Below are 14,222 nucleotides of genomic sequence, written 5' to 3'. Positions count from 1 at the left end.
AACAAGTGCGCCGATTCGGCATCTGCGCAGTTGTCTTAGCAGTCGCTCAAAACGCGCGCATGCACCATATGCAGCTGATTGATCACCTGCCGCTAGCGAGCGATTGTCGCAGCGAGCTCGGTCTGCTGCGCCTGCCGCGCCGACAGACCCACCAGCACGCCTAGCGTGGCCGTGTAGAAGCTTGCCGCCACCTGATGCGCGAACATCGACTGGGTCAGCCCGCACAAGGCATAACTGATCACGATCATCACCCCGGCTGCGGCCGGGCCGCGGAACTGTTTCTGTCCACTGCGCCGATGCAGGCGCACGAATAGCCACAGCGGCACGCCGTAGACGGCAAGCAGCAGCAACAGCCCGGGCACACCCTGGGTTGCGCCCCATTCGGCCAGATCGTTGTGTGCATGTCCCAGATGACAGCGAACCAATGCCGGATCGGCGGCACAGGCCGGCAGGTCCTGCATCGCATCGTCGAAACGGCCAACGCCTACACCGGTCAGCGGATGCTCCTTCACGGTATCCCAGGCCACGTGCAAGCGTTCGATGCGGGCACCGGCCGACGAATCGCTATCGCCAACTTCGTAACGTTGCAGGTCGCTCTGCAATTCGCCCAGGCGCATCTGATCGGTCAGCCCCGGCACGCTGAGCACCACACCCATCGCCAGCACCGCGCTGCCGATGAAGGTGAGCAAGCGCATGCGCGTGCTGTGCCACGGCGCGCCCCAGATCAGCATGCCCAGCGTCGCCAGCAATGCCAACCAGACCCCGCGGCTGCCACTGAGCACGATCACCGCCACCGTGGCGACCGCAGCGCCCACTAGCCAACGCACATTGCCGGGCGGGCGACAGAACACCACCACCACCAGCAACATCAGCGCAATGTCGGCAAACACGATCGCGTTGGTGAAGCCTTCCGCGCGGTCGGCACCGTTCATCACCTGCAACAACGCAATCAACATCGCCGCGAACACGCCGGCTAGCGCGCCACGCCACAGCCAGAGCTGGCGCGGCTGCAATGCATAGGCCCATAGCGCCGCCCACGGCAGTACCAGGAAGCGCGAGCGGTTGCCCACATCGCGCAGCCCATGTTCGAACAAGGCGATCGACAGCAGCGACATCGCAATCACCGCCACGGTCAGCCAGCCCACTACGCGCAACGACCATTCGCGCGCAGCAATGCCGTCGCGCAGGCTGCGCCAGCCGATCAGCGAACCAAGCAACAGGCACAGGCCGAACGGCAGCAGCCCGCTCGGCATGCTGACCACCAGCGCGGTCAACACGAACACGCCCAGCTCGGCAATGCGCACGCCTGCCCGCGATGTGGTCTGAGCAGACGGCGAAAGCGATGCGGGCTGGGTACGCAAGGAATTCATCTAGAGATCGGCGGTGAAAGGGAGGTAACGCAGCGGACGGGCGGCGGCAACGCCGGCCAAGCTAACGATGCGCCGCATGAATCCCTGCTAGACGGCCGCCATCTGGCGCATTGACGCCGTACAAAGGGCGCCCGGCACGTGCGCATGCCTGTGGGTTGCGCTGGCTCATTCGGTATCCAGGTTGCCCTGTTCTTTTGCTTCCACCGCGCGCTCGCTGGAGCTGGCCACGCAGTCGCCATGCACCGCATCGCCCGGCACCAGCCACCAGCGTCGGCGATTGGCCACGCCCACCAGCTGGCTGCGACTGCGATCCACGCAGGCCAGCAACGCGGTTTCCTGCGCCATCAGCCAGCGCTGGCCGGGTTGCTGTGCCTGCCAGGCCACGCCGCGCTGCAATTGGGTTTCCCACGGCACCTTGAAGCCGAAGGTCTGCGCCGGGCGGTCGGCCATCAGCAGGTTCTGCTCCTTCCATGCCACGAGCCCGAGTTGCGCATCCGGGCCGATGCGGCGCCCGGCCTCGCGCATCACCGCGCTGGCCGAACTGGAATCGTTGAAGATCGGGTAGCAGACCAGCCCGAAGGCCACCCACCATGCACCAAGCAGCGAGACCACCGCGAATGCGGAGCGGCGCACCCGCATCAGCAGCAGGCTGGCAACGCCCCAGGTACCGACCGCCAGCAGCAGCCAGCCCAATGGGTCGGTGGCTTCGCTGCCGACCCCGCGGCTGTCCATGATCTTCTGCTCGAAGCCCGGATGGCCGATCAGCATCGCCGTGCCACCGGCGCTGAACACCAGCGCCAGCAGCACCCCGAACCCGAACAGCAGCCGCTGCACGCCAGCACGGCGCAGCAGGCCTGGCACCAGCGGCGCCAGTGCCAGGCAGAACATCGGCAGGGCCGGCAGGATGTAGACATCGCGCTTGCCGCTGGGAATGGTGAAGAACACCAGCACCAGCAGCCACCAGGCCAGCGGCAGCAGATAGCGCGGGTCGCGCCGCTTGAGCCGGCGCCGCCACGCCGGGATCGCCCACGGCAGCAGCAGGATGGTCGGCAGCCACATCGTGGCCATGCTTTGCAGGTGGTACCAGACCGGCTGCGCGTGATCCCAGGAGCTGGCGTAGCGCTTGGCGGTCTGGCGCAGCAGGATGTCGTTGAGATACACGCGGTATTCGGGCTGGCCGGCGGTCAGCGCCGTCACCATCATCGGCACGAACCACAACAGGATCGCCACGAAGAAGAACAGCGGCCCCAACCAGAAGCGCCGGTCGCGCACATGCACGCGCACACCCGCCCAACCACGCGCCGCGGCAATCCCGGCCGGGATCAGCATCAGCAGCGCGATGATGCCCACACCCTTGGTGATCACGCCCAAGCCGGCGGAAAACCAGCCCAGCGTCCACCAGCGCCAGGCCGGGCCCATCAGCAGATGGCGCAGCAATCCGTAATTGGCCAAGGTGATCCAGAACACCACCAGCGGGTCGATCTGCGCCTTCTTGGCCTGGAAGGTGAAGTGCAGCGTAAACAGCAGCATCCAGGCCGCATAGAGACCGACGCGCCGGGTCCACATGCGCCGGCCCAGATCGTAGACGCAGGCCAATGTGCCCAACGCGGCCAGCAACGACGGCAGCAGGAACGCCACCCGCCAATTGCCCAGCAGCGTGTAGGACAGCGCCTGCAGCCACATCAGCATCGGTGGCTTGTCCGAATACAGCTCGTTGCCGCGATGCGGGAACAACCAGTCGCCGCTCAACACCATCTGCTTGGCCACCAGCGCAAAGCGCGGCTCGTCCGCCGGCCACGGGTCACGCAAACCCAGGCCGGCACCGATCACCAGCACGGCGGTCATGGCCAGCAACCAGACATCGGTGGAAGCGCGATTCTTGAACATGTCGGGCGGCAGTCGGTCGCAGAGGGTGGCGCGCTGGACTTCGCGCGCGATCAGGAAGATTTTAGCAAAAGCGCGTAGAAAAATCCGTCGCAGTACTGCTCGCCTGGAAACCGCTGACGTCCGGCGCCCGCGGCATGCCCGAACTGCGCACCCAAGGTCTGCGCGCGTGCGTCGGGAGTGCGCTGCAGGAATGCATCGACCTGCGCCTGGTTCTCGCGCGCCAACAGCGAGCAGGTGGTGTACAGCAATTGTCCGCCTGGGCGCAGCGTGCGCCAGGTCGCATCCAGTAGCCGCGCCTGCAGCGCACACAGCGCCTCGATATCGTCGGCGCGCCGGTGCAGCAGCACATCCGGTTGACGACGCACCACGCCGGTGGCCGAACATGGCGCGTCCAGCAGTACCGCATCGAACGGCCGGCCGTTCCACCATGCGTCCGTATCGGCGGCGTCGGCCGCCTGCAACGCAACTAGCGCATTGGGGACCGTGCGCTGCAAGGTCTGCTGCACGCGCTCCAGGCGGCGCGCATCCACATCCAGCGCCACGAGCTGCAATCCGGGATGGCGCTCCAGCAGATGCGCCGCCTTGCCACCGGGCGCGGCGCAGGCATCGAGCACGCGTGCCCACGGCGCCAGGGTCAACGCATCGGCCACCTGCTGCGCAGAGCCGTCCTGCACCGAAACATCGCCTTCGGCGAAGCCCGGCAACTGGCTCACCGGCACGGCATTGTGCAGGCGCACCGCATCCGGCAATACAGCATCGGTGTGCGCGACGATATCCAGTTCGGCCAGTCGTGCGACATATGTCGCAGGGTCGGTGCGCGAACGCTGCACGCGCAGCCACATCGGCGCCATCTGCGCACTGGCGGTGAAAATGGCTTCGGCACGATCGCCCCAGTCCGCGCGCAACTGCTTGCGCAGCCAAGACGGCCAACCGGCATCGTCGGCCACCGCGGGAAATCCTTCGCGCTGGGCACGCCGCAAAATCGCGTTGACCATGCCGGCCTGACGGGGCCGGCCCAGTGCGCGACACGCATCCACGGTGGCCGACAACGCGGCGTGCGCGGGCAGTTGCAGCACGTCGAGTTGCGCGAAACCGACCATCAGCAGCGCCTTGAGTTCGGCATCGCGGGGCGGCAACGCGCGTTCCAGCCATTGCCGCAACGCGACCTCATACGCCGGGCGCCGGCGAATGACCGCAAAGCAGATCGCCTCCACCAGCGCGCGATCACGCGGATCGCCGATGCCGGGCAAGGTCGCGGCAAGTTCGGCCTTCAACGACCGGCCTTGATCGAACACCGCCGTCAGTACGCATGCGGCAGCCAGGCGCGAGGCGACGCCGGCGGTTGCGGTGTCGGCCGACATCAGCGCAGCGCCGGCAGGTCGCGTCGCGCGTTGAGGTAATCGGCGGCGGTAATCGCCTTGCCGCCCTCGCGCTGGAGCACGCGCACCCGCAGCGCACCCTCACCGCAGGCGATATCGATGCCCTGCTTGCTGGCCGCCAGCAGGGTGCCCGGCGGCTGTTGATGGGCCAGTTCAAGCGCCACCGCGCCATGCAGGCGCACGCGCTCGCCCGCCAGGATCGCCTCGGCCACCGGCCACGGGTTGAACGCCCGCACGCGTCGCGCCAGTTCCTGCGCCGGCTGTGCCCAATCCAGCCGCGCCTGCGCCTTGTCCAGCTTGTGCGCATAGGTCACCCCGTCGGCCGGCTGCGGCTGGGCCACCGGACGGATGCCGGCGCGCAACAGGCCCAGGCCATCGGACAGCACCTGCGCGCCCAGCGCGGCCAGCCGGTCGTGCAACTGCCCGCCGGTTTCCTGCTCGCCAATTTCGATGCGCTGCGACAGCAGCACCGGGCCGGTGTCCAACCCGGCTTCCATCTGCATCAGACACACCCCGGTCTCGGTGTCGCCGGCCTCGATCGCACGCTGGATCGGCGCGGCGCCACGCCAGCGCGGCAGCAACGAGGCATGCACGTTCCAGCAGCCGTGCGTCGGCGCGGCCAGCACTGCCTTTGGCAGGATCAACCCGTACGCCACCACCACCATCAGGTCCGCATCGAGCGCGCGCAACGTCGCCAATGCTTCGGGCGAACGCAGCGTCTGCGGCTGGAAGACCGGAATGCCGCGCGCGATCGCCTCCAGCTTGACCGGCGAGGGCGTCAACCCGCGACCACGTCCGGCGGGGCGATCGGGCTGCGTGTACACCGCCACCACCTCATGCCGCTGCGCGGCGGCGCGTAGCGACGGGACGGCAAAATCCGGCGTACCGGCGAAGATGATTCTCATAGGACTGGGATTCGGGATTCGGGAGTGGGGAGTCGCAACGGCAGGTCTGCTGGCCGGGGCGAGAATGGCGTGGAGCTGAGAGGTGGAAGCGGGATCTGCGCTGGAAGATTCGGCAACCCGGTGCCAGCACCTGCGTGGCCCATCCTCGATCGAGCGCGTCGAGAGGCAGGCCTGGCAACGGAGAATTGAATGCCCGCTGCAGGCAGCGGCTCATCCATCACGACGTCCGCATCCGAAGTTTCACGGCCATCCGCCCGCAGACGTGGCGCCATGGCAATGCACCGCCATCGCCATGAGTTCGCACCGAGATGAGCGCTCAACGATTTGAAACCAGCGGACTCAAAGGCCAGCAAAAACCCGCTTCTGCCAATCCCGAATCCCCAATCCCCAATCCCCAATCCCCAATCCCGGCCCTCAAGCCACATGCTTGCGCTGTTTGGCCAGCTTCTTGCGCACCATTTCGCGCTTGAGCGGCGACAGATAATCCACGAACAGCTTGCCGTCCAGGTGGTCCATCTCGTGCTGGATGCACACGGCTAGCAGCCCGTCGGCATGCAGTTCCTGCGGTTGGCCCTGGCGGTCGAGATAGCGCACGGTAATCGCATCGGCGCGGCTGACATCGGCATAGATGCCGGGCACCGACAGGCAGCCTTCCTGATACAGCTGCTCGCCCTGTTTGCTCACGATCTCCGGGTTGACGAACACCTGCGGCAGGTTTTTCTCGTCGCTGATGTCGATCACCATGAATCGCTTGTGCACGTCCACCTGACTGGCAGCCAGGCCAATGCCGGGCGCCTCGTACATGGTCTGGAACATATCGTCCAGCAGCGTCTGGAACGCTTGGCTGGTGACCTCGGCAGCATCGACCGGCACGGCCTTGGTGCGCAGCCGCGGATCGGGAAACTCAAGAATTGGGAGCAAAGCCATGGGGTTACCCGTCTGGAAACACCGGCGCGGCGCCGGCAAGACGGTGTCATTCTAGCGCAATGCTTGCGTGGCGCCCCGGTTTCTAGACTATAGTGCGCAGACCTGTTGGGGAATCAGGCAAGAAGGCACCTATGTTGAACCGACTTCGTACGGTCGTCGCTGCGGCGATGCTGACCGTCGCGACCTACGCTGCCGCGCAAGCGGTGGGCGAGCATCCAGACACCTATGTGGTCCGCAAGGGCGATACCTTGTGGGACATCGCTGGGCGTTTCCTGCAAAAACCATGGCTGTGGCCGGAAATCTGGCAAGCCAATCCGCAGATTCAGAATCCGCACCTGATCTATCCGGGTGACGTGATCAGCCTGGCCTATCTGGACCGGGTCGGCAAAGGCACGATCCAGCCCGGCCCGCGCCAGGAAGCGCCGATCAACGCCATTCCGCTGGCCGACGTCGAGCCGTTCCTGAAGAACCTGCGCGTGGTCGATGACTTCGACCAGTTGCCGTACGTCGTGGGTCTGGAAGGCGGTCGCACGCGTGCCACCACCGGCCAGGTCGCCTACGTGGTCGGGCTGGACAACGCTCAGCCGGGTCAGCGCTTTGCGGTGGTTCGCCCGACCGTGAAGTTCAGCCTGCCCAAGCACAACGAAGATCTGGACATGGCCGGCAACATCACCGCCGGCTCCGGCAACATCTGGAAGAACTTCATCGCGCCGAGCACGCGCCGCGAGTTCCTCGGCTACGAGATGGCGCAGGTCAATGTCGGCACCATCACCCGCAGCGCGGCAGGCGGCAACTCCAAGGCGGCCACCCTGCTGTTGCAGGACAGCGGCCGCGAAGTGCGCGCCGGCGATCGCATCGTTGCGGTCGAAGCGCAGCCGTACGATTTGCAGTTCATCCCGCATCCGCCGTCGGAACAGGCGCTGCAGACCGAGCTGCGCGTGCTGGCCATCTCCGACGCCTTCACCGTTGGCGGCACGCGCGATGTGATCGCCATCTCCGGCGGCGCTCGCGAAGGCATCAACAACGGCACGGTGTTCTCGATCTGGCGCAAGGGCCGCACGGTCAGCAACCGCGTCAAGCACTCGCGCTTCTCGCGGACCGACGACGATTTCAGCGGCCCGTCCGGCTCCACCGTCGGCCTGCCCAACGAGTACGCCTCGCATGCCATGGTATTCCGCACCTTCGACAAGGTCAGCTATGCGCTGGTGATGGAAAGCGTCAAGCCGACCGGCCTGGGCTATTTCGTCAAGCATCCTGACGCGCAATAAGCGAAAGATCCGATGCATCAACGCGACGGCGCCCGAGGGCGCCGTCGTCGTTTGTGGCCTAGCCTGGGTGTATGGCCCAAACCGCTCCCGACCTACGCGCACTGCTGATCCTGCTGCTGGCTGGCGGCCGCAGCCCACCGCGACGAAAATTGTTGACTTCGTACGGGTCAGCGTCCGAGATGCTGGCCGCCGGGCCTGGGGCGTGGCGTGCCGCTGGTTGCGATGAGGTGCAAGCCGCGCTGCTGCAGAGCCCCGATCCACATGCGCTGGAGGCCGCGCTGCGCTGGTGCGAACAGCCCGGCCATCACCTGATCGGCTGGCGCGATCCGGATTACCCGGCGCTGCTGCGGCATATCGCCAACCCGCCGATGGCCTTGTTCGTGGACGGCGACCCCGATGCCCTCTGGCACCCGGGCGTGGCGGTGGTCGGCAGCCGCGCGGCCACTGCCGGCGGCCGCGACCACACCCGCGCATTCGCCTCGAGCCTGGCCTGCGCCGGGTTAAGCATCGTCAGCGGCATGGCCGCCGGCGTGGATGCGATCGCACACGAGGGCGCACTGGCCCAGCACGACGGCATCACGGTGGCGGTGGTCGGCACAGGTGTCGATGTCGCCTATCCCGAGCGGCACCAAGGCTTGCGCGATCGCATCGCCGAACGCGGCGCGGTGGTCAGCGAATATCTGCCGGGCACTGCCCCGGTCGCGGCGCACTTTCCGGCCCGCAACCGGATCATTGCCGGGCTGGCGCTGGGGACGCTGGTGGTCGAAGCGGCGATGCGTTCGGGTGCACTGATTACCGCCCGGCTGGCGGCCGAAGCAGGCCGCGAGGTGTTCGCCCTACCCAGCTCGCTGCACAATCCGCTCGCGCGCGGCTGCCATCACCTCATCCGGCAGGGCGCCACGCTGGCGCAGGAGCCCGCACAGGTCATCGAGGGACTGGGCCAGCTGTCTGGCGAATTGGCCAGCGCCTTGCGCGAGCGCCTAGCCGCCCCCACAGAGTTGCCCGGGAAGGCTACGACCAGCGCTGGCTCCGGTCCTGCCCGCTCTGATCCCGACTACCAGCGCTTGTGGCAAGCGCTGGACCACGACCCAACCCCTATGGATTCATTGGTGCAGCGCACCGGATTGACGGCCGCCGCGCTGTCCTCCATGCTGCTCATCATGGAACTGGAGGGAGACGTGGTCACCGAGCACGGTCGCTATACCCGCAATCCTTAGTTTCTTCACCTCCACAGCGTCGCGCGACGCAGGCCGAGGGCAATGAAAGAGAGCATTCTCGATGTACTGCTGTACCTGTTCGAACATTACTTCAGCGAAGACGCGGACCTGGTCCGTGACCGTGACTCGCTTCAAAATGGCCTGATCCAGGCCGGTTTCAGTCCCGCAGAAATCAGCAAAGCCTTCGATTGGCTGGACGCGCTTTCCGAGCAGCGGCCCAGCGTCGCGCGCCCGCATGTCGATGGACCGGTGCGTATCTATCACGGGCCGGAGCTGGACAAGCTCGATGTCGACTGCCGCGGATTTCTGCTGTTCCTGGAGCAACACCGCATCCTCGACGCCGACCAGCGCGAGTTGGTGCTGGACCGCGCCATGGTGCTGGATCAGGACGAACTGGATCTGGACGACCTCAAGTGGGTGGTATTGATGGTGTTGTTCAACCAGCCCGGGGCGGAAGCGGCCTACGCCTGGATGGAAACCCAGATGTTCCTGGACGAGCCTGAACCCGTACACTGAGCGTTGAAGCCGCCACGGATGTGCGTGCAGGGGAACGGGGATGCGCAGTTGGTATTACGCCGATGGCCACCGCCATCGGCATGGCCCGGTGGCCGACGATGCCTTGCTGGGCCTGTATCGCGATCGCGTGATCGCCCTGGATACGCTGGTCTGGCGCGAAGGCCTGGACCATTGGGTGCCGCTGTCGGCGTGCGCCGACACCCTGGGTCCGCCTGTTTCCACTGATGTGCGGGCGGGCGCGGTTCCACCGCCGTTGCCGCCTGCCGCGGCGTACATCACGCCAGCCCATCCGTCCATCGCGCCAGCGCAGCCGCGCAGCGATCGCTCAGGCTGGCCGCTGGTTGCAGTGCTAGGTGCGGTGGTCGGTGTCTTCGTGATGGTGGGCGTCATCGGCATCCTGGCTGCGATCGCATTCCCGGCCTACAACGATTACCTGAGCCGCGCCAAGGTCGCCGAGGCGGTCGGCGAGTTGGCGGCATTGAAGCCGCAGATCACCGAATTTCTGGCCAGTGAAGGCCGCTGCCCGGCCAATGACGACACGGGGTTCAAGCCACCCGAGCAGTACGCGAGCGAGCGGCTGAGCAGCGTGCGCATCGGCCGTTTCGAGGGCAGCGAATGCGGCATCGAAGCCGTGCTCCATGCGCCCAAGTCGGCCAGAATCGACGGCAAGGCAGTATGGCTGGAGCTGGATGCGGATGCCGGCAGCTGGCGGTGCAGTTCCGAAATCGACGACACCCAACTTCCACCGGATTGCCGCGGCTGACCGCCTGCTGCATGCCGATCGCGACACGCTAAGGGGACAACATGACGCAGTGGTACTACGCCGACGCACAGCGGCAGCGCCAGGGGCCGGTGGACACGGACACGCTTCGTGCGCGCCTGTCGCAGGGCATCGTCGACCGTTCCAGCCTGGTCTGGCGCGAAGGTCTGGCGCAGTGGGTGGCACTGCACGAGGTCGAGGGCGAGCTAGGCTTCGGCGGCGCAGCGCCGGCCGCGGCCCCGGAAGCCAGCGGGCCGATGCCGGCGGATGCGACACGCCATGCGCCACTGTCGGCTGCGTATCCCGGCGACAACCCGCCGGCCACAGCCTCGGCTTCCGCAACCTTGCCGATCGACGACCACGCCGCTGAAACATCGCGCTGGCAGCCGGCAGTTGCCGGCGGCGGCATTGCCGGTGCGAGTGCCAGCACCAGTGATGCCGGCGCGACTGACGATGCCGGTCACCACCCGGCAATCGACTCCCCACTACATCCGCCGCGCGATCAATCCCCGTTATCGGACCCGTCGGCATGGTCCACCGCGCCGCTGGCTTCAGATCCAAGCCCGACCACGACCTCGAGCACCACGCCGACACCGGGTCCCCCCCCGGCAGCGGCGACCACGCCACCTCCAGGCGCCTGGGATGCCCCGGCCTTCACCGCGCCTGCCGCAGGCCTGGCGCTGCAGGATGCGCCAGTGGTCTACGCCGGTCTTTGGCGGCGCGTGGCCGCCAGTATTCTCGATAGCCTGATCACCACCTTTGCGGTGTACCTGATCGTGATCCCGCTGGTGTTCGTGGTGGCGCTGGTCACCACGCGCGGCGATTCGGGTTCGGCGTTGGACGACGGCAGTGCGCTCGGCATCGCCATCGTGGTGATGTCCTATGGCATCGGCCTGGCCATCCCGACGCTGTATTTCGCCTGGATGCAGTCCAGCCGGCATCAGGCCAGCCTGGGCAAGCTCGCCTGCGGCATCAAGCTGGTGCGTGCCGACAGCAACGGCGGCCGGGTCGGATTCTGGCGCAATGTGCTGCGCTATCTGGCCTACATGCTGATCAGCGTGCTGACCCTGGGCATCGGGGTGATCGTGGCGGCCTTCATGGCCGGCATGACCGAGCGCAAGCAGGCCCCGCACGACAAGGTCTGCGACACCCTGGTCGTGGACCGTTGGGCGTTCACCGAGCATCCGGAGCGGCAATCCAGAGGATTGGATACCGTGTCCATCGTGGTTCTGGCCATTTACGGGCTGATCCTGGTGCTCTCGGTGGTGGTCGTGACCTTCATGCTGGCGGCGATCGGAATGAGTCAAAGCTAGCAGTTCACGGCGCTGGCCGCTTGACACGGCGACGCCCGCCGTGATCTTTCTAATAAGAGAACTGAACGCCCGGGAGTCCTTCCCGGGCGTTAACGCGTGGGAAACGGTCGATCCGCTTCCCTCGACCGGCCAATTAGGCCACGCTACCCGCCCCCCGGGCTCCGCCCCAAGAAGTTGCCACCATGCCCAAGCACCTGCTCATCGTCGAATCGCCCGCCAAGGCCAAGACGATCAATAAATACCTCGGCAAGGACTTCACCGTCCTGGCCTCGTATGGGCACGTGCGCGACCTGGTCCCCAAGGAAGGCGCGGTCGATCCGGACAACGGCTTTGCGATGCGTTACGACCTCATCGAGAAGAACGAGAAGCACGTCGAAGCCATCGCGCGTGCCGCCAAGGGTGCCGACGACATCTTTCTGGCGACCGACCCGGACCGCGAGGGCGAGGCGATCAGCTGGCACATCGCCGAGATCCTGAAGGAGCGCGGCCTGCTCAAGGACAAGCCGATGCAGCGGGTGGTGTTCACCGAAATCACCCCGCGTGCGATCAAGGAGGCGATGGCCAAGCCACGCATGATCGCCGGCGACCTGGTGGATGCGCAGCAGGCGCGCCGCGCACTCGATTACCTGGTCGGCTTCAATCTGTCGCCGGTGCTGTGGCGCAAGGTGCAGCGCGGCCTGTCCGCTGGCCGCGTGCAATCGCCGGCGCTGCGTATGATCGTCGAGCGCGAAGAAGAGATCGAAGCCTTCATCCCGCGCGAGTACTGGTCCATCGATGCGCATTGCCGGCATCCCTCGCAGGCGTTCAACGCGCGACTGATCAAGCTGGATGGGCAGAAGTTCGAGCAGTTCACCGTGACCGACGGCGACACCGCCGAGGCGGCGCGCCTGCGCATCCAGCAGGCCGCGCAAGGCGTGCTGCATGTCACCGACGTGGCCAGCAAGGAGCGCAAGCGCCGCCCTGCCCCGCCGTTCACGACCTCCACGCTGCAGCAGGAAGCCTCGCGCAAGCTCGGCTTCACCACCCGCAAGACCATGCAGGTGGCGCAGAAGTTGTACGAAGGCGTGGCACTCGGCGACGAAGGCTCGGTCGGTCTGATCAGCTATATGCGTACCGACTCGGTGAACCTGTCGCAGGACGCCCTGGCGGAAATCCGCGATGTGATCGCGCGCGACTTCGGCACCGCTTCGCTCCCCGACCAGCCCAACGCCTACACCACCAAATCCAAGAACGCGCAGGAAGCCCACGAGGCGGTGCGCCCGACCTCCGCGCTGCGCACCCCGGCGCAGGTGGCGCGTTTCCTGTCCGAGGACGAGCGCCGCCTGTACGAGCTGATCTGGCGCCGCGCAGTGGCCTGCCAAATGATTCCGGCCACGCTCAATACCGTCAGCGTGGATCTGTCGGCCGGCAGCGAGCACGTGTTCCGCGCCAGCGGCACCACCGTGGTGGTCCCGGGCTTCCTGGCCGTGTACGAAGAAGGCAAGGACACCAAGAGCAGCGAGGACGAGGACGAAGGCCGCAAGCTGCCGCTGATGAAGGCCGGCGACAACGTCCCGCTGGACCGCATCGTCACCGACCAGCACTTCACCCAGCCGCCGCCGCGTTTCACCGAAGCGGCGCTGGTCAAGGCGCTGGAGGAATACGGCATCGGCCGTCCCTCCACCTACGCCTCGATCATCCAGACCCTGCAGTTCCGCAAATACGTCGAGATGGAAGGCCGCAGCTTCCGTCCCACCGACGTGGGCCGTGCAGTGTCCAAGTTCCTGTCCGGGCATTTCACCCGCTACGTCGATTACGACTTCACCGCCAATCTGGAAGACGATCTGGACGCGGTGTCGCGCGGCGAAGCCGAGTGGATCCCGTTGATGGAGAAGTTCTGGGGCCCATTCAAGGAATTGGTCGAAGACAAGAAAGACTCGCTGGACAAGACCGATGCCGGCAGCGTGCGCGTGCTCGGCACCGACCCGGTCAGCGGCAAGGAAGTCAGCGCGCGCATCGGTCGCTTCGGCCCGATGGTGCAGATCGGCACGGTCGAAGACGAGGACAAGCCCACCTTCGCGTCGCTGCGTCCGGGCCAGAGCATCTATTCGATCTCCCTCGAAGATGCGCTGGAACTGTTCAAGATGCCGCGCGCGCTGGGCCAGGACAAGGACCAGGATGTCAGCGTGGGCATCGGCCGTTTCGGCCCGTTCGCGCGGCGCGGCAGCACCTATGCCTCGCTGAAGAAGGAAGACGACCCCTACACCATCGACCTGGCGCGCGCGGTCTTCCTGATCGAAGAGAAGGAAGAGATCGCACGCAACCGGGTGATCAAGGAATTCGACGGCAGCGACATCCAGGTGCTCAACGGCCGCTTCGGTCCCTACATCAGCGACGGCAAGCTCAATGGCAAGATCCCCAAGGACCGTGAGCCGGCGTCGTTGACGTTCGAAGAAGTGCAGCAGCTGCTGGCCGACACCGGCAAGCCGGTGCGCAAGGGCTTCGGCGCCAAGAAGGCCACCCTGAAGAAGAATACGGTCAAGGATTCGGCGCCGAAGAAGCCTGCCGTCAAGAAGACCGCGACCAAGACCGCGGCCAGCAAGACCGCTGTCAAGAAGGCGCCAGCCAAGAAGACGGCCACCAAGAAGGCCGCCAAGCGCGTGGTCAAGAAAACCGTGAGCAAGGCCGCGGGCTGAGAGGC

At 66.2% G+C, this 14,222-nt stretch carries 11 protein-coding genes; 6 read left to right on the top strand and 5 right to left on the bottom strand.

Annotated elements, in window-relative coordinates; all coding sequences use genetic code 11:
• Positions 1-92: 92 nt before the first annotated feature.
• The 5 genes from F7R02_RS05600 to def form a co-directional block, all read right to left on the bottom strand.
• Positions 93-1,370 carry an O-antigen ligase family protein gene (locus tag F7R02_RS05600; protein WP_078589714.1) on the bottom strand — a complete coding sequence of 426 codons (1,278 nt, stop codon included), beginning with the start codon at positions 1,368-1,370 and terminating at the stop codon, positions 93-95.
• Positions 1,371-1,535: 165 nt separating this feature from the next.
• Positions 1,536-3,257, bottom strand: a complete 1,722-nt coding sequence (locus tag F7R02_RS05595; protein WP_078589713.1) for an ArnT family glycosyltransferase — start codon at positions 3,255-3,257, stop codon at positions 1,536-1,538.
• A gap of 50 nt (positions 3,258-3,307) precedes the next feature.
• Positions 3,308-4,618: a 16S rRNA (cytosine(967)-C(5))-methyltransferase RsmB gene (gene rsmB, locus F7R02_RS05590; protein ID WP_078589712.1), complete on the bottom strand. Its 1,311-nt coding sequence runs from the start codon at positions 4,616-4,618 to the stop codon at positions 3,308-3,310.
• Positions 4,618-5,541, bottom strand: coding sequence for a methionyl-tRNA formyltransferase (gene fmt / locus F7R02_RS05585; RefSeq protein WP_007972915.1), 924 nt, complete (start codon positions 5,539-5,541; stop codon positions 4,618-4,620). Before fmt ends, rsmB begins: the two co-directional genes overlap by 1 nt.
• 414 nt (positions 5,542-5,955) lie before the next feature.
• Positions 5,956-6,468, bottom strand: coding sequence for a peptide deformylase (gene def, locus F7R02_RS05580; protein WP_005911379.1), 513 nt, complete (start codon positions 6,466-6,468; stop codon positions 5,956-5,958).
• Between the two features lie 131 nt (positions 6,469-6,599).
• Here def and F7R02_RS05575 point away from each other — a divergent pair, with 131 nt between their 5' ends.
• From F7R02_RS05575 to F7R02_RS05550, 6 genes are all read left to right on the top strand, one after another.
• A complete protein-coding gene (locus F7R02_RS05575; protein WP_151210067.1) occupies positions 6,600-7,736 on the top strand; it encodes a LysM peptidoglycan-binding domain-containing protein in 1,137 nt (378 codons plus the stop codon).
• 71 nt (positions 7,737-7,807) lie between these two features.
• Positions 7,808-8,953 carry a DNA-processing protein DprA gene (gene dprA, locus F7R02_RS05570; RefSeq protein ID WP_151210065.1) on the top strand — a complete coding sequence of 382 codons (1,146 nt, stop codon included), beginning with the start codon at positions 7,808-7,810 and terminating at the stop codon, positions 8,951-8,953.
• Between the two features lie 42 nt (positions 8,954-8,995).
• Positions 8,996-9,469: a DUF494 family protein gene (locus tag F7R02_RS05565; protein ID WP_151210063.1), complete on the top strand. Its 474-nt coding sequence runs from the start codon at positions 8,996-8,998 to the stop codon at positions 9,467-9,469.
• A 40-nt stretch (positions 9,470-9,509) separates the two neighbouring features.
• Positions 9,510-10,232 carry a pilin gene (locus tag F7R02_RS05560; RefSeq protein ID WP_003484454.1) on the top strand — a complete coding sequence of 241 codons (723 nt, stop codon included), beginning with the start codon at positions 9,510-9,512 and terminating at the stop codon, positions 10,230-10,232.
• A gap of 41 nt (positions 10,233-10,273) precedes the next feature.
• Positions 10,274-11,542, top strand: a complete 1,269-nt coding sequence (locus tag F7R02_RS05555) for an RDD family protein (protein WP_151210061.1) — start codon at positions 10,274-10,276, stop codon at positions 11,540-11,542.
• Positions 11,543-11,724: 182 nt separating this feature from the next.
• Positions 11,725-14,217: a DNA topoisomerase I gene (locus tag F7R02_RS05550; RefSeq protein ID WP_005927347.1), complete on the top strand. Its 2,493-nt coding sequence runs from the start codon at positions 11,725-11,727 to the stop codon at positions 14,215-14,217.
• Positions 14,218-14,222: the final 5 nt, after the last annotated feature.

It is taken from the genome of Xanthomonas cissicola, assembly GCF_008801575.1.
In the GTDB taxonomy this organism is placed as follows: Bacteria; Pseudomonadota; Gammaproteobacteria; order Xanthomonadales; family Xanthomonadaceae; genus Xanthomonas; species Xanthomonas cissicola.
The sequence above is the reverse complement of the archived record's forward strand: the minus strand, read 5'-3'. Positions and strand labels throughout refer to the sequence as shown.

What these genes read in the sequence shown, in the direction of transcription:
- F7R02_RS05565 (WP_151210063.1), top strand. Translation starts at nt 8,996, where the DNA reads ATGAAAGAGAGCATTCTCGATGTACTGCTGTACCTGTTCGAACATTAC.
- dprA (WP_151210065.1), top strand. Translation starts at nt 7,808, where the DNA reads ATGGCCCAAACCGCTCCCGACCTACGCGCACTGCTGATCCTGCTGCTG.
- rsmB (WP_078589712.1), bottom strand. Translation starts at nt 4,618, where the DNA reads ATGTCGGCCGACACCGCAACCGCCGGCGTCGCCTCGCGCCTGGCTGCC.
- F7R02_RS05575 (WP_151210067.1), top strand. Translation starts at nt 6,600, where the DNA reads ATGTTGAACCGACTTCGTACGGTCGTCGCTGCGGCGATGCTGACCGTC.
- F7R02_RS05600 (WP_078589714.1), bottom strand. Translation starts at nt 1,370, where the DNA reads ATGAATTCCTTGCGTACCCAGCCCGCATCGCTTTCGCCGTCTGCTCAG.
- def (WP_005911379.1), bottom strand. Translation starts at nt 6,468, where the DNA reads ATGGCTTTGCTCCCAATTCTTGAGTTTCCCGATCCGCGGCTGCGCACC.
- F7R02_RS05555 (WP_151210061.1), top strand. Translation starts at nt 10,274, where the DNA reads ATGACGCAGTGGTACTACGCCGACGCACAGCGGCAGCGCCAGGGGCCG.
- F7R02_RS05550 (WP_005927347.1), top strand. Translation starts at nt 11,725, where the DNA reads ATGCCCAAGCACCTGCTCATCGTCGAATCGCCCGCCAAGGCCAAGACG.
- fmt (WP_007972915.1), bottom strand. Translation starts at nt 5,541, where the DNA reads ATGAGAATCATCTTCGCCGGTACGCCGGATTTTGCCGTCCCGTCGCTA.
- F7R02_RS05560 (WP_003484454.1), top strand. Translation starts at nt 9,510, where the DNA reads ATGCGCAGTTGGTATTACGCCGATGGCCACCGCCATCGGCATGGCCCG.
- F7R02_RS05595 (WP_078589713.1), bottom strand. Translation starts at nt 3,257, where the DNA reads ATGTTCAAGAATCGCGCTTCCACCGATGTCTGGTTGCTGGCCATGACC.